The sequence below is a fragment of the Clostridium sp. genome (assembly GCF_047777555.1).
Taxonomy (GTDB): Bacteria; Bacillota; Clostridia; order Clostridiales; family Clostridiaceae; genus Clostridium_H.
Map to the genome: position 1 here is coordinate 126,383 of NZ_JBKEEV010000006.1, position 20,925 is coordinate 147,307.

The window sequence follows — 20,925 nt, forward strand, 5'->3', positions numbered from 1 at the left end:
CAAAATATGATAATATTACTTAGGATGAAATTCTTATTGCTAATATTTTATAATCACCTCCATATAAAGTGTTTGGATGAATGTTTTATACATATCAAAAACAGGAATATTTATTATTTGATTACATACTTATTTTAAATTTAAATTATGTAGGAAATATGAAGAAAGGGTAAAACTAAAAGATAAACGAATTGAGTTAAAGATGATTTCATAATTTCTCCACAATTTAAAGATATAATCTAAACACAGATTAAATTTAATTGTAGGGGGTTAGGATTTTGATAAAGAATAATAAGATAACAAAAGAGTCTAGCTTAATTTGGATTATGTATTTTTCAATATTTTTTGTCACCATGTCGCTTTTTATATATGAAACATTGCTCACTAGATTATTCTCGGTTATTTTGAGTTATAATTTGGTTTTTATAGTAGTGTCTTTTGCAATTCTAGGAGGAGGATTAGGAGGTATATTAGCTTATAAAATATTGAATAAGAAAAAGGGTGCAGAAAAGATCTTAGTAGTTTCTACAGTATTACTTCCTATAAGTTTTCTTGCATCTATATCAATAATGTATTTTTTCCCTTTTACGCCAACCTTCTTGGCATATATTCCAGCAGCGCTCTTTCCTTTTATTTTAGGAGGGATAATAACATCCATAATGTTCAAGGAGAAGTCTAATAATAGTAGTAAGCTTTATCTTATGGACTTGCTTGGTTCAGCTATAGGTAGTTTACTAATAATAAAACTAATGAATTCTTTTGGATTTTTTAAGAGTGTTATACTGGTAGTTATTTTAGCAATAGTTTCAGCTGTAGCTATATGTGCATTTTACAAAGAAAGACAGTATATAATTTTGTCTTCAAGTCTTCTAATAATAATGGGTTTTCTGTTAGCAAATAATAATTTAATTAATACTATAGAAAAGAAATTTTATGCTTACTATACAAGCCCTGCAACAGTAATAGAGTCCTTAAAAAGCTCAAATGAAAAAGCTGAAATTTCATTTTCAAAATGGGATGCTATATCTAGGACAGATGTTATTGATATTAAGGATAAAGATGAAAAGATTATAGTCACTGATGGTGGAGCATCTGCGCCAATTGTAAAGTTTAATGGAGATTTAGAATCTGTGCAGCATTTAAAATCTGAGGTTAATTCTATTGCGTTTTCCTTTGGAAAAAACGAAAAATCTCTTGTTATAGGTTCAGGAGGAGGTAAGGATGTACTTTTTGCTCTGTTAGGTGGAAGTAAAAGAGTTGATGCAGTAGAAATAAATCCTTCAACAATAGAAGCTGTAGAAAAATTTAAAGAATTTAGTGGGGATGTATATAATTATCCAGGTGTTAATCTATATAATCAAGACGGAAGGTACTTTATAGAGAACAGCAAAGATAAGTATGACAACATATATTTATCAATGGTGATGACAAATTCTATAGAAAATACCATGTACTCCTTAGCAGAGTATTATATATTTACACAGGAAGCTTTAAATCAATATTTTGATCATTTATCAGAAGATGGAAAGTTAACTTTTATGCTTCATGATACAAAGGATCTTATGAAGGTAGTAAATACAGGAATTAAGGTATTGATGGATAGAGGAGTTCAAGAAAAAGATGTTACTAAGTACTTTGTAATAATAAATGGTATAACAAAATCAGAGGGGGCAGCTCATGGAAGCCAAGTAGCAATGCCTTTAGTAATATTTAAAAATGAATCTTTTAGTCAAGAGGAAATTAATTCAGTAGTAAGTGCAGCTAATATGCAAAATAGAGATATGATTCACTATACTGGATATGAAATAGAACCCTATAGGTCTCTAGCCACTGGAAAAATGAATTACAAACAGCTTATAGATAATATAGGCTTTAACTCTAAACCTATTAGTGATAATAGTCCATTTTTCTACAATAATTCAAAGTTTGTTCCAAGTGAAATGCTTTATATAATAGCTATGATTTTAGTTATTTTTTCATCTATAAAGAAAAAGTATATAACTAAGAGTGAGGAGAAAAAAGCATCTATATACTTTGCGGCATTAGGGATAGGATTTATGCTAGTTGAAATTCCTATGGTGCAAAAGATGGTATTGTATTTTGGAAGTTCATCTATTGCTTTCAGTTTTGTTTTGTTTAGTCTATTAGTCAGCAGTGGGATAGGAAGTTTTATTAGTGGAACTGATATAGTAAGGAAGCTAACTTCCAAATTGCCTTTATATATTTTAGCTGCAGGCATTTTGATTATTATAAATCAATTAAATCTAAGCTATATTTTAAATGTAACAAGGAATTGGAAGATGATATATAGATTCATTGTAGTATTCTTGAGTCTATTTCCAATGGGATTTTTAATGGGTATGCCATTTCCATCTGGAATTAGAAGAGTGGGAGCCATTGGAAATGAAGAGAGTATAGTACCACTTATGTATGGTATAAATGGTATCTTTTCTGTACTTGGTTCCATATTAGCGATAGTTATTTCTATGAAATTTGGATTCAATGTAACTATATATACTGGAGCTGTAATTTATATTTTACTTTTCATTTTAAATCCTTTAAAAATCTTTACTAATGAAGGTCTTAGTTAATAAAATAATGATTTTTATCAGGGAGGCTTTGTTTAACTCAAGACTTCCCTTTTATTTTTTTATTTTAGCATTTTTCCATAATTTCTTCACAATTTAAAGATATAATTTTATTAAATAAGAAAGAAGGAAGGGATTTAAGTGAAGAAACATACAGTTAAATTTAAGCAAGAAAATATACTCTGTCATAGATGTGTTATTAATGCAGCTAAAGCATTAAGCCAGATTAAAGGCGTTCTGGGATTCAATATTGATATTGATTCTAAAATAGTTCAGGTAATGTATACAGGTAATAAAATATCAAAAGAAATAATAAAGGAGGTTATAAACGATTCTATTATCGGTAGAAAAACGAAATTGGCTTTACGCTAATAGTTAAATTGTTTTAATAATGTATAAAAGTAAATAAAAATAAAAGGAGTGTTATGTTATGGAGTTTTTAGCTGAATATTGGTTATATTTTGTTTCTGCAGGATTGATGGCTTTCATGATGTTTAAGGGTGGTGGATGCTGTGGTGGACATTCTCGAGATACACATTCCCATGGTGGAGATTCAAAAGGGGGTGGATGCTGTGGGGGAGGGCAACATGGTAATCACGGCAGTGAAGAGCATGGACACAAGATAAATCAACAGTATAACGATGGATTAGATACTGCAATAGATCCTATATGTGGAATGAGTGTAAATACTGAAACTGCAATAAAGCAAAAAATAGATGGTGAAACTTATTATTTTTGTAGTGAACACTGCAGAGCTAAATTTGTTAAGAGTCAAAAGTAAATATAGTATTTGCAAATTAAACAAAATAAAGGAGAATACGAATGAATAAAAGATCTAAGATACTTACAATTATTGCTGCAATAGGCATAATATCAGTTGGTGTAGGTATTGGTTATTCCAAAGGGAAATTAGGATTTGGCAAAAATAATACTTATTATGCATATGTTCCTAATGCTGCAGATGGTACTATTTCAGTTATTGATACAAATAAACATGAAGTTATTAAAGATATAGATATAGGTATTTCTGCATCTGATGGAATTGCAGTAAGTAAAGATGGAAAGTTTATTTACGCTGGTAATGGAGATGGCGGGAATATAGTTGTTGTAGATTCATCTACGGGCGAAAAAGTAAAAGAAGTTAAAACAGGTAGAAATGTTCATGGGATAGATATAACTCCTGATGGTAAATATGTTTATGTTGCAAGTGGTGATTTAAAAGATGGAGAGGAATATAATTATGTTTCTATTATAGATACAAAAACAAATAGCATTGTGGGACAAATCACCTCAGATTGGAAAAGTCCTTCACATATAGATTTTAGTGAAGATGGTAAGTTTGCTTATGTTTCCAATGTAATTTCAAATGAAGTGGCAGTTGTGGATACAAATACAAGAGAAGTTATTAAAGAAATCCCAGTTGGCAATATACCAAATGAAAATGAACCATCAAATGATGGAAGTAAACTATATGTAGCTAGTGTAGGAGATGGAACATTATCAGTAATAAATTTAAAAGATTATAGTACTATTGATATAATAAAATCAGGCAAAGGAACCCATGGTATAGCAGTAACAAGAGATGATAAACAGGTGTGGGCAGCAAATTGGTCATCACAGGATGTATCAGTTATTGATACTGACACAAGCAAGGTAATAAAGACAATAAAATTAGGTGGTGTGCCTAATCATTTATCTATTGTACCTGACACTAATATTATGTATGTTTCTAACAAAGATTTAGAAGAAATTGAGGTAATAGATATGGATAGTTATGAAGTGATAAAAAAAATTCCTATTGGAGAAGAACCTCATGAGATAGACTTCGCCTTAATTAAAGATTAAACTTAAATGTATATTTAAGAGACATAAAGGAGTGAAATATGTGCACAGTAAAAAAGTAAGAAATATTACTTTTGTTTCACTGGTATTAATAATAGTAATTTTCGCAGGATTTAATTTATATAACAGACCGAAAGGTTTAGAGAGTAAAAGTAATGAACAAATAGATAATGAGGTATTGGTAACAGATGAATCAGTTAATATTAGTGAAACTACCAATGATGAAATAGGGGAGAGCCAATCGGTAGACAAAGAATTGGAACTTAGAGATAAGTTATCAAGATTCGATGGACAAGGTGCTGTGCAAATAAATGCAACCCTTGAAAATCCTATACAAGAAAATGAACAGTATATTGTTATCAAGGTTCAATTTAGTACACACTCGGTAAGTTTAGACGATTATGACTTTTCAAAAATTGCAAGTTTTAAAAGCAGTGAAGGAATTGAATTAAGTAAGGAAATTTTATGGGAAAAGATAGAAGGAGAGGGACACCACTATTTAGGAATTTATAAAGTTCCTAAAGAAATAAATGGTAAGCTTATTATTTCTAAAAATACAAGTACTATTGAACTAAACATTTCTAATTTAGATGATGTACCAAATAGAAGCTTTAAGTGGGATAAAGATGTTTTAAAGCTTATAGAAAATAAATAATTTATAATAAAAAAAACATCCCTAAATTCAAGGACGTTTTTTTCTATTATGGTGAGTTATATTAATTTATATGTCTATACATTAATATTTTAATGTTCAATAGATATTAAACTTTCAATATCTATTTGGGTGTTATATGAAATTTGATTTAGACATCCTAGGATAAAACCATGCATAAATGGAGGACGAGGCATATCTTTTGGTGGTTTTGGTTTAATAGCTTGTAAATAATCTACAACAACAGAAGGTACAGAATTAGGTTTTATTAAAAGCAGAGGAGTGTGCTTGCCCATGTGGGCAAAGGTTGCTCCACCTATAATATCCATAGGATTATACAATGCTCCAAAGGTAAAGGCATGACCATCCCTATAGTTTCTTCCCCAGCCAAATTCTCCATCAGGGCTCTTATATTTTGAAAAGTTTACAGCAATTTCATAAGGGGTAGCACCATTAATTCTATCTATATGTTTCACATTTGGCAATTTGGATAAAGATTGTTCTACTGCTTTTGATATAGTGTTAATAGAACCTAATATATAGATATTAATATCATTCATTCCACGTATTGTTTCTAGTGTGTAATTTGGGACTTGATCTTTTTTTACATATAAAATTGGATCTCCATGATGAGCAGACCAATAAGCTGCTGGAATGCCCTCCGAAAAATTCTCACCAGAGACTATTAGTATATTTTTAAATTCTTTTCTAATAGAAGGTATTATACAGGCGGTGTCGTAATGATTCTTTCCTCTTATTTGCTCAGTTTTCAAACCTACATAGTTAAGTTCAGAAGCCACATTGTCAGAGATATTTCCAACTAAAAATACTTGTACACCTCTATATCCTTTAGGAGAAAGACGAAAAATTTCAGCTAAGGTTTCTCTACTTAGCATATTTCTATCAGTGAATAAAATAGCAGCATCGATAGGGAAATGAACTAAAGAAGTTGCTGCAATACCGTCAAAAACCTCTTGTATATTTACAAGAATTATAGCATTAGGTTTCATATGGGTAAAGGTCATTCTTGATGCCTCTATAGCTAAATAGATAATATTATTAGCGCAAACTCGAGTGGTGTTCAGGGTTGAAGCACATCTAGCATAAGGGTTTATATTATAGTACATAAAAATACTCCTATCTGTATCATTTACTAACATTATATAAAAAGAGTTATTAAATGGTGCTCTACTAAATCTTTTATATAATATTTAATTTAAAAATCTCCATATTATGAAATAAAACTATAGGGACTATATAGTATAAAAATTTAAGAATAAAACTTTAAGAATAAAACTTTAAGAATAGAACTTTTTAAGAATTTTGGAACTTAGGAAGGTTTATTAGATAATAAAACAATAAATTTTAAAAGCCTGCAACTAAGATATTGCAGGCTTTTAAAATGATTTGAATAATTATAACTCAAGATATTAGTTTATAATTAACTAAATAACCTTGAAGTATTCTACCATAGAATTTAAGTTTTCAGTCATTGAAGAAAGTGTTTCTGATGTGGAAGATACCTCTTCAATGACAGCTGTCTGTTCTTCAATGTTAGCATTGATTTCTTCAGTGGCAGAGGAAAGGTTTTGTGTGCTTAATACTATACCATCCATGTTTTGAGAGATATTAGCTGCTTGTTTAGCTTGCTCAACTGTCTGTGAAGAGATTTCCTCTATTTTTTCTATAAGGTCATTCATGTTATCTATAACTAGTTTAATTTGATCTTTGGCATACTTTGATACTGAAATACCTTCTTTTACTTTATCCTCTGTTAAGGAGATAGTATTTACTGCAACTTCAGTTTTAGATTGAATTTCCTTAATCATGTTTTCAATGCTATTGGTAGCGGAAGCACTTTCTTCAGCTAGCTTCCTAACTTCTTCAGCCACAACAGAGAAACCCCTGCCATGTTCCCCAGCTCTTGCAGCTTCTATGGCTGCATTCAATGCTAACATATTCGTTTGATTTGCTATATTTGTAATCATGGAAGTTATATTTCCAATTTTATTTGATAAAACATTGAGTTCATCTATTATAACCTTAACTTCTGTAGTGGAGATTTGAATATCTGACATAGCTAAAGCAGCTGTATCTACTGATAATCTTCCTTTATCGGCATACTCTTTAAGAGTAAAGGAGCTAGTCTTTGTTTCATCTGCGAACGCCGATACCGTATCTGAACTTGATGAAATAGCTTGTATACTTGTATTTATTTCTTCTACAGCAGAAACAATATCTTGTATATTATGTGATGAGTTTGAAATTTTTTCTACTATTTCAGTTGAAGTTTTCGTAGTGTTTTCCATTGCTGATGCTAACTGTTCACTTCCTAATGCTACTTCACCAGAAGTTGATTTTATCTGGGTAACAATATCATTAAGTTTTATTCCTGTGTCGTTTAAGGCATTGATTAGTATACCTATTTCATCTGTAGCTTTTATCTTAAGACTATTTGTTAAGTTTCCATCAGCTAGGTTTTTAGCAAAATCAACACTTTTGTTTAGCGGCTTGATAATTGATGAGGATATAGTTACTGCTAATAAAATGCTAATAACAAGTGAAACAGCTGTAAATATGATAACTAAAGTTGTAACTCTCTTGTAAATAAACATACTGTTATCATATTCTTGTTTTGCTTCCTCAAGTTTATGTTCCGCTATCTCATCTATAGTTTTTTCTATTGATGCAAATTTTTCGGTGTTATCTTTAGAAATTGCATAAGCTTCTTGATTTTTTAAAGCCATACTTCTATTTATAGCTTCTAATTGCTGTTCCTTTACCATATTTATATCTTCTAACAATAAATCAATTTGCTTCATATCACTTTCATGAGACATTTTTTTAAATTCATTAAGGCTTTCAATAATACCTTTTGAATAATATTCTTCTAAATGCATAGTATGTTCCTTTTTCTCATCGATAGTAGGTGATAAAAGAATATTTTTTTCTGTACGTTGAACTTTAGCTATGTAATATTGGGCATTCTTAATGGAATTAATTCCGTTTACCTGATCATGATACATCACTTTAACATTTTGATTTATTTGACTTAACTCAAATAAACTTATGGAACCTAGCAAGAACATAAAAAGCGTAGTAACGCTAAAGGCTAAAAGTAGTTTTTTTCTAATGCTGTTCATTTAATTACCCCCATAATATGTAAATTTATACAATAGTTGTATTAGTTTTGTTGATAATAGTTCACTATTAATTTATCTAAATTCTGGCTTATTTCGAGTATTTCTTTTGTTATATTGCCTTTATTTAACTTAAGTTTAACTTCAAGTACTTCTCTTTGAATGTTAATTTTTTTAATAATATCAACTTCTTTTACATATCCCATTATAGTCCCTCCGTATTGTACATGTAAATGCAATAATTAAATAATAATTCTATATAATGTAATTTTAAACAAAGATTATGAAGGAAGTATGAAGATACTAACATAATTTGTTAATATGTTGTAAAGAAGTAGGTTAAAGGTATAAATAAAGTGCATAAAATAGATATGTTCATTTTATAAAAATGTACAGCAATCAAAAATATATTAATACGATTTTAAATTTAATTATGTGGTAATAATATAAAAAGCGTGAGGTTTACAATACCTTACGCTTTTGAGCATAAATAAATATCTATTGTTAATTATTTTAATAAAGATATTCTTTTTAAGTATTCACCTTCGCTTATTTGTCCATTAGCAAATTGCATATCTAAAATATCTAATGCCTTGTTTGAGTTGATAACTTTAACTCTTTTGTAATTTAGATCATTTTCTTCTTCAGATGGATTTAAATAGAGTAATAAAGCTAATAAAATAAATAAAACTAATAAAGCAATTATTGGTAAGTATATATTTATAAAGAGCATCATGACTATCTTCTCCCCTTTCTTCAGGTCTATTATATATGTAAAATATGAAGAAATTATGGAGAAATATTTTAAATAGGTTTGTTTCATCATACAAGAATGATAAAATCCACATAATGTCTTCATAATTATAAGCTATGCTATAAATACAATATAAAGATGAGGAGGAATTATCATGGAAGTAATAAATAATAATTTAGTAACACCAAATTTACAAACAAGCTCTAATGCAAAGCATACTCATAGGAGTATGCAAAAGGGGCAAGTGCAACATGATATGTCCAAAATGAATAGTACTAATAATAACGAACAGATGCATACAAACTGTAATATGAAAGGAATGCATGGGGATACAAATGCCTTAGCAGTTGCTAAAGCTAAATTGAATAACAAAATATCTGATAGTAATATAGGTGTAAATATTAACACACAGGCTTAGATATAGCCTAACGTTAGTCTAAAAATCTCATAAGCCCCTAAATTGATTTGGACAATTGCCTATACATTTATTATAATGTAGAAAGTGATTGGAGGTAAGCCATGAGAGGAAGAACTTATACAAAAGAATTGAAGGAAGAAATATTAAGAGAAGTTAAAGAAGTAGGAAATGTTTCATTAGTCTCAAGAAGACATGGAATATCAAAATCAACAATATTTACTTGGATTAAGGAATCTAAGAATAAAGATGAGATTAAGATTAAGCCAGGAAGAAAGGCTTTAGTTGAGGGAGATAAAGAGCTAGAGAGTGAATTGACAGAAGTAACAAAGGAGAATGATCAGCTAAAGAAGCTTCTAGGTGAGAAAGACCTTGAGATAGCAATACTTAAAGACTTAATAAAAAAATCGAACCCTCAATTAAAGATAAAGTAGAAATAGCTAAAAAATATATAGAACAAGGATATAACGCAGTTTTTGTACTAAAGGTGGTCAAACTTAGCAAATCAACATATTACTATAATTTGAATGTAGAAGGTAAGGAAAAGGCAAAGCCTAAAGGCGGTAAGCCTAGGGGATACAGCATAGACCAGGAAGAAAAGAAGGTATGCGATGAGCAGATCAAAGAGTTTATTATGGAATCAATTGATGGAGATGCAGCTGACTACGGCTATAGAAAAATAACCTACCATCTAAGAAAACACTATAAACTCACAATTAACCATAAGAAGGTTTATAGGCTGTGCAAGGAGCTTGGAATACTAAAAGACCAAAGAGTTATTAAGCCTAAAGTAAAGAGAACTATCGCTGTAAACAGGACTATAACAGGCTCAAATCAACTTTGGGAGATTGATATTAAGTATGGCTATATCCATGGCGAGGATAAATTTTTCTATCTTCTAAACCTTATTGATGTCTTTGATAGAAGCATCATTGATTACCACATGGGATTCCACTGCGAAGCTAAAGATGCGGCAGCATTACTGAGAAAATGTCTAATGCAAAGAAATCTATTTGCAGAAGGAGCCTTAAAGCCTGTAATAAGAACAGATAATGGGCCACAGTTTGTAAGCTATAAATTCAGCGAATGCTGCGAAGAAATTGCAATAGAACACGAGAGAATACCTGTTAAAACACCAAATAAGAATGCACATGTAGAATCATTTCATAGAATACTTGAGGATGATTGCTTGAAAAAATATGAGTTTCAAAGTTATGCAGAAGCATACGAAGTAGTAAACGAATTCATGGAATTTTATAACAAAAGGAGAATTCACTCAAGTTTAAAGTTTATGTCACCGAATGAATTTTATAACCTTCATTTTGGAGAAAGTCTAACTAATATTGAAATAAGGGTGTAATTCTGACAAAACTAAAGAATTTATTAGGTTTTGTCCAAAACGAAGGGGTTAATCCGCTTGGGAAAGTAGGTTATTATTTGGATAATACCTATTATTATCTGAGGATATAATTATGCCGCGCAGATTTAGTGCTTTTACCTTATCAGCAGCAGTTTTCTCAACTTTTCTTTTTAGGATAGCTGAACTTGCTGGAAGATCGTTATCTAGCTTTCTATTTAAAATCCTATTAACATCTTCGGATTGCATACTTAATGCATCTGATAATTTTAAAGTAAGTTCACTAATTGGTATGTTTTTTTCCTCTATAGTTTGTTTAAGAGTAATTAAATCTAAGTCCACTCTATATATCTCAGCAGTAACAGCCAATGGGTTTCCATTGCTATATAATATTCTTCCTCTCTTAGGTGCTAGCTTTACTTCACTGATCCATTGGCTTTCTGCAATACTTTTATATTCCTTGGATTTAAAAATCATAATATAGGATAATCGCACAATTAATAACATGAACATAACTACAACTATAATAAAGGTATATTTGATTCGATTTTTATTTTTATCTAAGCTAATACTTGATTTCTTCAAGTTATGTCATCTCCCTAAAATGTAAATACATGCTATTTTAGTATTAACTATAAACTAAAAATTTGAAGATAATATGAAGATAAGCAAGTATATGTTTAGTTTATAACTTTAATAATATTTAATAGAAAAAGGGAAAAACTAATTTAAAAAAGAGTAGAGGCGGGAAATTTATTATGGGATATGGTTATAATATGATGGCATGGGGTGGTTTATTTTGGCTAGTGATCTTAGTTTTAATTATAGTAGTAGGTATATCTGTATATAAAATGACTACAAGCGGAAAAGGAAATGAAAATAGAACTATTAACGATGACTCTATAGAAATATTAAAGCAGAGGCTTGCAAGAGGAGAAATTGATGAAGATCAATATAGAAGAATGAGAGATGTGATAGAAAAAAGATAGATTAATTCTTCATAATTCTTTCACATTCTTTTGTTAACCTGTATGCATAAGGATAAAGTAAATAAAAAGTGTGAAAATTAGGAGTGACGAATTATGGAATTTTTAACAAGAAACTGGTTAAATGTTATTTCTGCAATGATTCTTGTAGAAATGAATTTATTTCTATAACAAATATAAATAAAAGATAATAAAAAGAAGCTTAGCATTCGGAAACTAAGCTTCTTTTTTAAATAGATATACTATTAGGAAATTCAATAGTAAAAGTAGTTCCTTCATTTAATACACTATTAACATATATTTTTCCACCATGAGCTTCGACCAATGATTTTGTAATTGTAAGTCCTATACCTGTGCCACCTGTATTTTTAGCTCGAGACACATCACTTCTATAGAATCTTTCAAATATATAAGGCAGATCCTTTTCTGATATACCTATACCATTATCAATTACTTTTATGATAATACTTTTCTTTTCCTTCTTTAAAATTACCTCTACTTTTCCCTTAGGCTTTAAATATTTATAGGAATTTAAAAGGAGGTTATTCATTATTTGCTTAAACTTATCTTTATCTATTAATGTTTCTACCTCTGGAGTTATATTGTGGAGTAACTCATAATCTTCTTTAATGTATAAAGGTTTAAAGGTATCTATAATTTTTTCTAATTCATTGGACAAATTAACCTTACTTTTATTTAGATTCAGGTTTGATCCTTCAAGCTTTGATAAGTTACGAAGATTGTCAACAAGCTTTGTTAGTCTTTCGATTTCTTCATAGAAGGCTTCTAGCCTTTCTTGGGTTGGTTCCCATATACCATCAATAAATGCTTCCACATAGGTTTTTAACGTAGTCAATGGGGTTCTTAATTCATGAGCCATATCAGAGGTTAATCTTTTTCTAAGCATATCTTGATTGCTCAATGTTTCTGCCAAATAATTTATTGAACTAGAAAGTTCGTCTATTTCTGTAGTATTTGTATTAACTAAAGCTCGTACTTTAAGGTTTCCATCTCTCATTTTATTTGCGGTTTCAGTTATTTTAACAAGTGGTCTTGATATCTGCTTTGAAATAATTATGCTAACTATAAGGCCAAAAAGTAAAGCTATAAAACCAGATATAATAAATGAACGATTTAAGGTGTTTATAAAGGTAACAGAACCAGAAGATAAGTAAGATGTTCCAAAGTATCCAATGGTTATGGTTCCTATATTTTTATTACTTGTAAGTAAGGGGTATTGGTTTTCGGTATACTCACCTACATTCATTCCTGAGAAATTATGCATGGAAGATCCCATCATATTCTGCATCATGCTTTTGTGATACAAATGAGAATTACCAGAGGAATAGATAGTATTATTAGCTACATCTTTTACTTCAATATATAATTCTTGCATTTCAGCGTATCTTTGTAGCTCAGATTTATTTATATTTGAAAAGCTATTTTTCTCAGTATAAAGGTCTTCCACAGTTTCTATTACATTATCTATTTTCATTTTATGCTCATCAATTAGATACTTTTTAAATTCTTTTTCTATTGAATAATTAGATATAAGGCTTGTTAAAATAATAGATCCCAAGATTGATAAAAGAAATCCTAGAGATAGTTTCTTTATTAAAGATAGCTTCATTTTTTCACCTCAGTAGGACTTGGAATAAACTTATATCCCATTCCGTAAATAGTTATTATATATTTTGGTTCTTTAGGATTATCTTCTATCTTGTGGCGAATATTTTTTATATGAGTATCTATTGTTCTATCAAAGCCTTCATAGTCAATTCCAAAAGCCTTTTCTACTAATTGTTCTCTAGAAAATACTTGCCCTGGATTTGTAAGTAAGGCTGTGAGTATTTTGAATTCATTTGTGGTTAAGCTCACAACATTACCTTGTTTTTTGGCAATCATTTTTTAATATCTATCTCTAAATCGCCCTTATTAAAGCTTAGAATATCAGCAAGAGGAAGTGTATCTCTATAAGTTCTTCTAAGCAAAGCGCTTACTCTTACTACTAGTTCACGAACACTAAAAGGTTTTGTTAAATAATCATCTGCACCAATATATATTCCTTCTATTCTTTCATCTTCATCTACTTTAGCTGTAAGCATTATAATAGGCACATTAGAAGCAGATCTTATTCTATGGCATACTTCTTCTCCAGATAGTTTAGGAAGCATCAAGTCTAAAACTATAAGATGAATAGTCTCATTGCTAAATATATTTAGTGCCATTTCTCCGTCTAATGCAGTAATAACATTATAGCCGTCTTTTTCTAGATAGGCTTTAACTACATCTACTATTTTTTTCTCATCATCTACAACTAATATATTAAATTTCTTATCCACTAATATCACCTCAAAACTTAATTATAGTTCATTACTATTAAAAAAACTAGAGAATAACTCTCTAGTTTTTCTGTTGTAGAATAGTTTTTCTTTTTAGGTACTCTTCTTCGTTAATTTCACCCTTAGCAAATCTTTCATCAAGGATTGCCATTGTTTTATTTGTATTATTTAATTTGATAGGATTGCTTTTAAATAATTTAACAGCAAGAGCTATTAATCCAATAAATATTAGTAAGTTAAATATCATTGAAAAAAACATTCCCACAAAGCCTATACTTGAAGAACCAAATCCAAATGGACTTAAACCTCCACAAAACATAGTTTAATTCCTCCTTTTGTGATTAATTTATTCTTTACGAGATTAATTATATAAATAAAGTGTGAAGAAATTATGGAGAAATATTATACCAATGAAAAAGAATTTAAAAATATATCTAAGGTTTTTCATACGTTATCCATACAAATTATAAAAATAAAGCAATTCTCCACAATTTCTTCACAATTAGGATATAGAATAATAATAAGATATCAAGGTCAATATTGACTTATTAGATATTAAGCAATATGAAAAAGAGAGGAACAACATATTTCAATAGACAACTAAAATATTATATTACATATACAAGGAGGATAAATAATGAAAATATCAAAAAATTTAACTGAATTGATAGGAAACACACCATTAATGGAACTTAAGAATTATGATAAGGTAAATAGCTTAAATGCTAACATAATAGCGAAATTAGAGTATTTTAATCCAGCAGGTAGTGTTAAAGATAGAATTGGATATGCAATGATAGTAGATGCTGAAGAAAAAGGACTAATAAATAAGGATACAGTAATAATTGAACCAACAAGTGGTAACACTGGAGTAGGTCTTGCTTTAACAGCAGCAGCAAAGGGATATAAATTAGTTATAACAATGCCTGAATCAATGAGCATTGAAAGAAGAAAAGTGATAGCAGCTTATGGAGCAGAGCTTGTATTAACCCCTGCAGCTGATGGAATGAAGGGAGCTATTGCAAAGGCGGAAGAATTAGCGAAAAATACTCCAAATTCATTTATTCCTCAACAGTTTGATAATCCAGCAAATGCAGAAATCCATAGGAAAACTACAGCAGAAGAAATCTGGAGAGATACTGATGGAAATGTAGACATTTTTGTTGCTGGAGTTGGAACAGGCGGTACAATAACTGGAGTAGGAGAAGTTCTAAAACAAAGAAATCCCAATATTAAGATTGTTGCTGTAGAGCCAGTAGATTCACCGGTTTTATCTGGAGGAAAACCAGGTTCACACAAGATTCAAGGAATAGGTGCAGGTTTTATCCCAGAGGTTTTAAATGTAGATGTGATAGATGAAATAATTCAAGTTAGCAACGAAGATTCTTTTGCGGCTACTAGAGAGCTAGTAAAAACAGAGGGATTATTTGTAGGAATATCTTCAGGAGCAGCAGTTCATGCAGCTAAGGTATTAGCACAAAGAGAAGAAAATAAGGGTAAGAATATAGTAGTTATATTGCCTGATACAGGTTTAAGATATCTATCAACTACTGTATTTGAAGAATAGCTTATAAGTAAAAATTTAAGTTCAATAAAAATACTACCTCCAAGCTGAGGTAGTATTTTTGTTACTAACTATTTAATAATGATTTATTTTACTAAATTTTTTATAAAGCAGTTTTAACACTATAATGCTCGATATTATTAAAATTACTATTAACAAAGCTGCATGATAGAAAAATTCTTGAGGTAGTATATTGATAATAGGATCTAAATTAGGATCAAATATCCAATAATCATTTCTGAAAAATATCTTATGGAATATAACAAAAAAAGTATCAAAGTTTATCATGAAAGCGATTAAGAGTGTTATTGGAAGTATTGTTAACATGGTAGAAGTCCGCTTCAGAAAATCTAAATTTTTATGTCTTAGATTAAGATATATTCCTACAGCGCTGAAAAGTCCAGTTACAATTAATAAAATATCAACTGTAGTAAAGATGTTTTTTACATCCTTAAAGTGAATTTGTCCATATTCTGAATATGGAATAGAAGGAAGTTTGAATTCCAGCTCTTTTGGGCTCATTAGATAGTCAATAACATAGTTATAGTTTTCTACTATTTCATTTCTACTAAAGTTTGATTGCTCCACGATGTCTAGATATTCGATATCAAAATAGTATAGAGGTCTAAACATTAAAGTAAGTTTTACTGCAGAAGCAATAATAAATAAACTAAAGGTTAAAGAAAATAGTATTTGAAGTAATTTATGTTTTCTTTGTTTTTTGTTTTAACTCGATATGCGTAACTTGGTGAATACATCCTATAACCCCCACTTATAAAATTTTTCGTGTATAGTAAGCATTATAAGATTTAAATATGAAGATGATATGACGATTTGTATGCTTTTTAAGTTTATTTAGGACATGCATGAGTATTTTACATAATATCTTCATATGTTCTTCATAAAAAAATGATATCATATGTAAGAGACTTTTTTCAACAAAAAATAAAAGGAGTTGGGTTGATTGGGAATTGAGGTATTAATTACTATAGGAATAGTTGCTTTTGCTGCTTCTGTTATATTTGCCAAGTTTAGAAAGAAGTCTACAGGTGGGTGCGGCTGTGGTCATGGGAATGAGCCAAAAAGAAAATTTAAAAGTAAATTTTAGGAAATAAGTAACCTATAGAATTACAGTTAACTTGATATTTTTAGAGGAGGATGGCGATGAAAAGGATAGCACTTATGAAAAAGGCACTAACATATCTTATGTTAATGTTTATAGCAGTAGTTTCTGTACATAAACCAGTATCCGCTGAGCCCACAGCGAATCAAAGACAAAATCAAAGATTTGAAATTGAGCAAAAGATAGAACATCTAGATATGCAAATTGAAGAAGTAATGGACAAGATAGAAGATAATAAAAAGCAAAGGGCAAAGATACAGGAAGATATTAAATCTGCAGAGAAAGATTTAAAACAAGCAGAAGGGGACATTAAAGATGAGCAAGAATTATATAATGAAAGAATGAGAGTCATGTATATGAACGGTTCTTTTGGATATTTAGATGTAATTCTTGGAGCTAAAGATTTAAGTGATTTATACGAAAAGATTGAGGCAGTTAAGAAATTAACTGAACTCGATAAAGAAATAGTTAAAGAATTAAAAGAAAAACAAGAAAGTTTAAATGATAAAAAAGATAAGTTGAATAAGCAAAATGGTACACTGGTAGCATTAAATAAGGAAAATAATGAAAAATTAAACAAATTAAAGGCTGATAAAGAGGTACAGAAGAAGCTAATTGAAGAAGCAGAAAGACAAGATAGGCTATATGAAGCTTCAATTGAAATAGCACAGAGTGAAGTTAATAAAACTCTAGAGAAGATAGAAACTAAGAGTAAGGAAACTACAAATAAGGAAATCGCAAATGAGAAAACTATAAATGATGAAACTATAAATAATGAAACTATAAATAAGGAAAACATAAATAAGGAAACCACAAATAAGAAAAGTACAAGCAAGGTAAGGCTATCACGAGGATCAATAGCAGTTTCTGGTAGTGATGTAGTGGCTTATGCTTCTAAGTTTTTAGGTACACCTTATTTGTGGGGTGGAACAACACCAGAGGGATTTGACTGTTCAGGTTTTACTCAATATGTGTACAAGCATTTTGGTATTAATGTAGGTAGAACAACTAAAAATCAAATATATGATGGTTATGCAGTTTCAAGGGATCAGCTTCAGCCAGGGGACTTGGTTTTCTACGGGAAAAATGGTATACCGAGTCATATGGGAATTTACATTGGTGATGGCATGTATATACATGCTCCAAGAACAGGAGACGTTATTAAGATATCATCTTATGATAGAAAAGATTATATAACTGCTAGAAGAGTTATAAGATAAGGAGTCAGACTAAGGTCTGATTCTTTTTTAATCACTTTAGAAAAAGAAATAATACTTTGATTTCTTCATATCTTCTTCACATTAATTAGATAGAATGTATTTAAAGTAAATTAATTTAGAATAAGAAAGATTTATTGGAGGGATATGTATGAAATGTCATGGAAATAACAAAGGAAATCCAGGTGATCACAAGCACAGCCCATTAAAGCATATGTTGCATATGATTCTTTGTTGTGGATTACCAATAGTTATTATAGGACTTCTACCATTTATATCTAAGATTAGCCCAAGTGCTGCTGGTGTGTTAGCCAAAATAGCACCATTTATATGCCCATTAATGATGATTGGAATGATACCAATGATGATGGGTGGGAAGTAAGAAAGGCAGTTGCTGTGATAATAAAGGTAATGGTTCTAGTAATAAGGAACCAATTGAGTTAACTAAACCAGTAGAATAGCATTTCATTGGTATTGAAAAAATATTAAAGTCTATATGTAGAGAGTACTGATAAATAGTGCTCTCTTTTAAATTTATTAAAAATTTTTTGTATTTGAGATCTTGAGAATATAAAGATAAGATTTCTTAGGAATCTTAGAAGTTAGAAATTTTAAGATATAATGGGGAAAGATACAAATCTTCCACAAATGTGTAAGTCAACAAAAATTTAAGAAGTTATAAAGAAATACAGTAAAATTTATTTGTCCGTATATTTCATGGCTTTGTGGATTTACAAAAGTATATTTCAAGATAAAAAATATACAGAGGAATTGAATAGTTCTTGAAGTCTACATAAAAAATTCGGTAGGGAAGAGGAGAGCAACATATTTAAGAATTCACTGACTAAATTCTTAATCAGATTCATGTGGAACTAAAATATACTTAATGGTTCTAACAATTTCATTAAAGTTAGAAGATAAATTGAAATCTACCTACAGTCTTCTTACTTAATTTTTTGTCTAATATGAATGTTAATAAACACCTGATTATATATCTAATTACGTTTTAGATGCTTTTTAATACTCTAGGACACATCTTTTAACTGATATGGTGTTGCTTATATACAATTATTATTTCAAATTGGAAAAGTTAAGATGTTATAAAATTATACATGAGTAAAATTAGACTTTTAAAAAATATATTGTTAAGATAATTATATCACCTACAAATTTAAGCTAAAGAAGGGGTTTCAACGCTAGAGTCAATGGTCTGGCATCTAAACTAAGGGGTGATGAAACATGTAAAATATAAGAATTAATGAATCAGAAGGACTATTAGAAGTATATAATTTTGGTATGTCTATAATAAAAAATACAAGATCTGAAATAATAGATATTTTAAATAAAGTATTAGAGGAAGAAACTGATAGTTATTCAGTAACTTTAATACGTGAAATTCTTTCTTTTATAAATGATTACGGATTAACCCCTTTTTTGGACAAAACATAATAAATTCTTTAGTTTTGTAAACAGTATTTCAAGGATTACGTTACTATAGCAATGAAGGTATATAACAATTCAATAAACTTGAAGTGAATTCTCCTTTTGTTATAAAATTCCATGAATTCGTTTACTACTTCGTATGCTTCTGCATAACTTTGAAACTCATATTTTTTCAAGCAATCATCCTCAAGTATTCTATGAAATGATTCTACATGTGCATTCTTATTTGGTGTTTTAACAGGTATTCTCTCGTGTTCTATTGCAATTTCTTCGCAGCATTCGCTGAATTTATAGCTTACAAACTGTGGCCCATTATCTGTAGCTTTAAGGCTCCTTCTGCAAATAGATTTCTTTGCTGACATTTTCTCAGTAATGCTGCCGATCTTTAGCGAATCCCATGTGGTAATTAATGATGCTTCTATCAAAGACATCAATAATTAGAGATAGAAAAACTTATCCTCGCCATGGATATGCCATACTTGATATCCATGTAGTTGCTGTTATATGACAATAGTTCTTTACTTTAGGCTTAATAACTCTTTGGTCTTTTAGTATTCAAGACAGTACAACCTTCTATGGTTAATTGTGAGTTTATATCTTTTAGATATTTTTCTATAGCCGTAGTCAGCTGCATCTCCAACAATTGATGACATAAAAACTCTTTGATCTGCTCATCGCATACCTTCTTTTCTTCCTGGTCTATGCTGTATCCCCTAGGCTTTGCCTTTTCCTTACCTTCTACATTCAAATTATAGTAATATGTTGATTTGCTAAGTTTGACCACCTTTAGTACAAAAACTGCGTTATATCCTTGTTCTATATATTTTTTAGCTATTTCTACTTTATCTTTAATTGAGGGTTTGATTTTTTTATTAAGTCTTTAAGTATTGCTATCTCAAGGTCTTTCTCACCTAGAAGCTTCTTTAGCTGATCATTCTCCTTTGTTACTTCTGTCAATTCACTCTCTAGCTCTTTATCTCCCTCAACTAAAGCCTTTCTTCCTGGCTTAATCTTAATCTCATCTTTATTCTTAGATTCCTTAATCCAAGTAAATATTGTTGATTTTGATATTCCAAGAGTAAAAATGATTATTAAATTATTCATAAAAACTACAGATAATGATAAGGTAGCAATGGTCATTAAATGCTTAATGTCATATATAAACGAAGACAATATAAAATATAAGGATATTAAAACAGAACCTTACTGGAAATTTCACAATACTACAGTGGCTGAAATTCAATTAGAATTATATAAACCACTTGATAGTAAGATAAAGGAGGATTTCCTTAATGGAATATCAAATAGATGGCTTTATTTTGGAGAAGAAGAGGTGCTGTCTTCTGTTACTATGGAAGGCTGTAGGTTAAGTTATGATTTGGAAATGGTTAATATCTTTTTTTAGTTAGTGAACAATCTTCTAACAAGGGGTATTAAGAGAAGTAAAATTGCCTTCTATTAAAAGTTTATATATTTTCTACATTGAATAATCTATCAAATAA

At 29.7% G+C, this 20,925-nt stretch carries 25 protein-coding genes and 2 pseudogenes; 15 read left to right on the forward strand and 12 right to left on the reverse strand.

Annotated features, from left to right (window positions below; translation table 11 throughout):
- The first annotated feature begins 278 nt into the window (after positions 1-278).
- The 5 genes from ACFWTK_RS10580 to ACFWTK_RS10600 all read left to right on the forward strand — a co-directional run bounded on the left by ACFWTK_RS10580 (position 279) and on the right by ACFWTK_RS10600 (position 5,085).
- A complete protein-coding gene (locus ACFWTK_RS10580; RefSeq protein WP_415875982.1) occupies positions 279-2,591 on the forward strand; it encodes a hypothetical protein in 2,313 nt (770 codons plus the stop codon).
- Positions 2,592-2,729: 138 nt separating this feature from the next.
- A complete protein-coding gene (locus ACFWTK_RS10585) occupies positions 2,730-2,960 on the forward strand; it encodes a heavy-metal-associated domain-containing protein (protein WP_415875983.1) in 231 nt (76 codons plus the stop codon).
- 58 nt (positions 2,961-3,018) lie between these two features.
- The gene (locus tag ACFWTK_RS10590; protein ID WP_415875984.1) at positions 3,019-3,369 is read left to right on the forward strand and encodes a YHS domain-containing protein; all 351 of its coding nucleotides are present in this window, start codon (positions 3,019-3,021) and stop codon (positions 3,367-3,369) included.
- Positions 3,370-3,410: 41 nt separating this feature from the next.
- Positions 3,411-4,433 carry a cytochrome D1 domain-containing protein gene (locus tag ACFWTK_RS10595; protein WP_415875985.1) on the forward strand — a complete coding sequence of 341 codons (1,023 nt, stop codon included), beginning with the start codon at positions 3,411-3,413 and terminating at the stop codon, positions 4,431-4,433.
- 40 nt (positions 4,434-4,473) lie between these two features.
- Positions 4,474-5,085, forward strand: coding sequence for a hypothetical protein (locus ACFWTK_RS10600; RefSeq protein ID WP_415875986.1), 612 nt, complete (start codon positions 4,474-4,476; stop codon positions 5,083-5,085).
- A gap of 89 nt (positions 5,086-5,174) precedes the next feature.
- On the opposite strand, the gene ACFWTK_RS10605 is transcribed toward ACFWTK_RS10600, so the two are convergent.
- The 4 genes from ACFWTK_RS10605 to ACFWTK_RS10620 form a co-directional block, all read right to left on the reverse strand.
- On the reverse strand, positions 5,175-6,209 hold the full coding sequence (locus ACFWTK_RS10605) for a cell wall-binding repeat-containing protein (RefSeq protein WP_415875987.1): 1,035 nt from the start codon (positions 6,207-6,209) through the stop codon (positions 5,175-5,177).
- A gap of 318 nt (positions 6,210-6,527) precedes the next feature.
- Positions 6,528-8,225 carry a methyl-accepting chemotaxis protein gene (locus tag ACFWTK_RS10610; protein WP_415875988.1) on the reverse strand — a complete coding sequence of 566 codons (1,698 nt, stop codon included), beginning with the start codon at positions 8,223-8,225 and terminating at the stop codon, positions 6,528-6,530.
- 41 nt (positions 8,226-8,266) lie between these two features.
- Entirely contained in the window at positions 8,267-8,428 is a 162-nt protein-coding gene (locus ACFWTK_RS10615; protein ID WP_415875989.1) for an aspartyl-phosphate phosphatase Spo0E family protein, read from the reverse strand.
- A 302-nt stretch (positions 8,429-8,730) separates the two neighbouring features.
- Complete coding sequence (locus ACFWTK_RS10620; protein ID WP_415875990.1) at positions 8,731-9,048, reverse strand: hypothetical protein; 318 nt, start codon at positions 9,046-9,048, stop codon at positions 8,731-8,733.
- A gap of 82 nt (positions 9,049-9,130) precedes the next feature.
- On the opposite strand from ACFWTK_RS10620, the gene ACFWTK_RS10625 reads away from it, so the two are divergent.
- From ACFWTK_RS10625 to ACFWTK_RS10635, 3 genes are all read left to right on the forward strand, one after another.
- Positions 9,131-9,394, forward strand: a complete 264-nt coding sequence (locus ACFWTK_RS10625) for a hypothetical protein (RefSeq protein ID WP_415875991.1) — start codon at positions 9,131-9,133, stop codon at positions 9,392-9,394.
- 101 nt (positions 9,395-9,495) lie between these two features.
- Positions 9,496-9,825 carry a transposase gene (locus tag ACFWTK_RS10630; RefSeq protein WP_242976316.1) on the forward strand — a complete coding sequence of 110 codons (330 nt, stop codon included), beginning with the start codon at positions 9,496-9,498 and terminating at the stop codon, positions 9,823-9,825.
- A gap of 53 nt (positions 9,826-9,878) precedes the next feature.
- Positions 9,879-10,751, forward strand: a complete 873-nt coding sequence (locus ACFWTK_RS10635; RefSeq protein ID WP_415875992.1) for an IS3 family transposase — start codon at positions 9,879-9,881, stop codon at positions 10,749-10,751.
- A 48-nt stretch (positions 10,752-10,799) separates the two neighbouring features.
- On the opposite strand, the gene ACFWTK_RS10640 is transcribed toward ACFWTK_RS10635, so the two are convergent.
- Positions 10,800-11,333 (reverse strand): hypothetical protein, encoded by a 534-nt coding sequence (locus ACFWTK_RS10640; protein WP_415875993.1) that lies wholly within the window; start codon positions 11,331-11,333, stop codon positions 10,800-10,802.
- A 173-nt stretch (positions 11,334-11,506) separates the two neighbouring features.
- On the opposite strand from ACFWTK_RS10640, the gene ACFWTK_RS10645 reads away from it, so the two are divergent.
- Entirely contained in the window at positions 11,507-11,737 is a 231-nt protein-coding gene (locus ACFWTK_RS10645) for an SHOCT domain-containing protein (RefSeq protein ID WP_415875994.1), read from the forward strand.
- A gap of 226 nt (positions 11,738-11,963) precedes the next feature.
- Here the strand turns inward: ACFWTK_RS10645 and ACFWTK_RS10650 are convergent, their stop codons facing one another.
- From ACFWTK_RS10650 to ACFWTK_RS10660, 3 genes and pseudogenes are all read right to left on the reverse strand, one after another.
- Entirely contained in the window at positions 11,964-13,364 is a 1,401-nt protein-coding gene (locus ACFWTK_RS10650; RefSeq protein ID WP_415875995.1) for a sensor histidine kinase, read from the reverse strand.
- Positions 13,361-14,076: pseudogene (locus ACFWTK_RS10655) on the reverse strand (response regulator). The gene ACFWTK_RS10650 and the pseudogene ACFWTK_RS10655 overlap by 4 nt, the downstream one beginning before the upstream one ends.
- Positions 14,077-14,137: 61 nt before the next feature.
- Entirely contained in the window at positions 14,138-14,395 is a 258-nt protein-coding gene (locus tag ACFWTK_RS10660; protein ID WP_106023953.1) for an SHOCT domain-containing protein, read from the reverse strand.
- Between the two features lie 315 nt (positions 14,396-14,710).
- On the opposite strand from ACFWTK_RS10660, the gene cysK reads away from it, so the two are divergent.
- Positions 14,711-15,643 (forward strand): cysteine synthase A, encoded by a 933-nt coding sequence (gene cysK, locus ACFWTK_RS10665; protein ID WP_415876017.1) that lies wholly within the window; start codon positions 14,711-14,713, stop codon positions 15,641-15,643.
- A 72-nt stretch (positions 15,644-15,715) separates the two neighbouring features.
- Here cysK and ACFWTK_RS10670 read toward each other — a convergent pair whose 3' ends face one another.
- Positions 15,716-16,333: a TIGR01906 family membrane protein gene (locus ACFWTK_RS10670; protein WP_415876018.1), complete on the reverse strand. Its 618-nt coding sequence runs from the start codon at positions 16,331-16,333 to the stop codon at positions 15,716-15,718.
- A 271-nt stretch (positions 16,334-16,604) separates the two neighbouring features.
- Here ACFWTK_RS10670 and ACFWTK_RS10675 point away from each other — a divergent pair, with 271 nt between their 5' ends.
- The 4 genes and pseudogenes from ACFWTK_RS10675 to ACFWTK_RS10690 all read left to right on the forward strand — a co-directional run bounded on the left by ACFWTK_RS10675 (position 16,605) and on the right by ACFWTK_RS10690 (position 19,429).
- The gene (locus ACFWTK_RS10675; protein ID WP_415875996.1) at positions 16,605-16,748 is read left to right on the forward strand and encodes a FeoB-associated Cys-rich membrane protein; all 144 of its coding nucleotides are present in this window, start codon (positions 16,605-16,607) and stop codon (positions 16,746-16,748) included.
- A 56-nt stretch (positions 16,749-16,804) separates the two neighbouring features.
- Positions 16,805-17,983, forward strand: coding sequence for a C40 family peptidase (locus ACFWTK_RS10680; RefSeq protein WP_415875997.1), 1,179 nt, complete (start codon positions 16,805-16,807; stop codon positions 17,981-17,983).
- A 148-nt stretch (positions 17,984-18,131) separates the two neighbouring features.
- Positions 18,132-18,441, forward strand: a pseudogene (locus ACFWTK_RS10685) (hypothetical protein).
- 835 nt (positions 18,442-19,276) lie between these two features.
- Positions 19,277-19,429 (forward strand): hypothetical protein, encoded by a 153-nt coding sequence (locus tag ACFWTK_RS10690; protein WP_415875998.1) that lies wholly within the window; start codon positions 19,277-19,279, stop codon positions 19,427-19,429.
- A 35-nt stretch (positions 19,430-19,464) separates the two neighbouring features.
- On the opposite strand, the gene ACFWTK_RS10695 is transcribed toward ACFWTK_RS10690, so the two are convergent.
- From ACFWTK_RS10695 to ACFWTK_RS10705, 3 genes are all read right to left on the reverse strand, one after another.
- The gene (locus ACFWTK_RS10695) at positions 19,465-19,854 is read right to left on the reverse strand and encodes an integrase core domain-containing protein (RefSeq protein ID WP_415875999.1); all 390 of its coding nucleotides are present in this window, start codon (positions 19,852-19,854) and stop codon (positions 19,465-19,467) included.
- 98 nt (positions 19,855-19,952) lie between these two features.
- Positions 19,953-20,207, reverse strand: a complete 255-nt coding sequence (locus ACFWTK_RS10700) for a hypothetical protein (protein WP_415876000.1) — start codon at positions 20,205-20,207, stop codon at positions 19,953-19,955.
- Positions 20,208-20,260: 53 nt separating this feature from the next.
- A complete protein-coding gene (locus ACFWTK_RS10705) occupies positions 20,261-20,527 on the reverse strand; it encodes a hypothetical protein (protein ID WP_415876001.1) in 267 nt (88 codons plus the stop codon).
- Between ACFWTK_RS10705 and ACFWTK_RS10710 the strand changes: the two genes are divergently transcribed.
- Positions 20,508-20,828 (forward strand): hypothetical protein, encoded by a 321-nt coding sequence (locus ACFWTK_RS10710; protein ID WP_415876002.1) that lies wholly within the window; start codon positions 20,508-20,510, stop codon positions 20,826-20,828. The genes ACFWTK_RS10705 and ACFWTK_RS10710 overlap by 20 nt on opposite strands.
- Positions 20,829-20,925 lie beyond the last annotated feature (97 nt).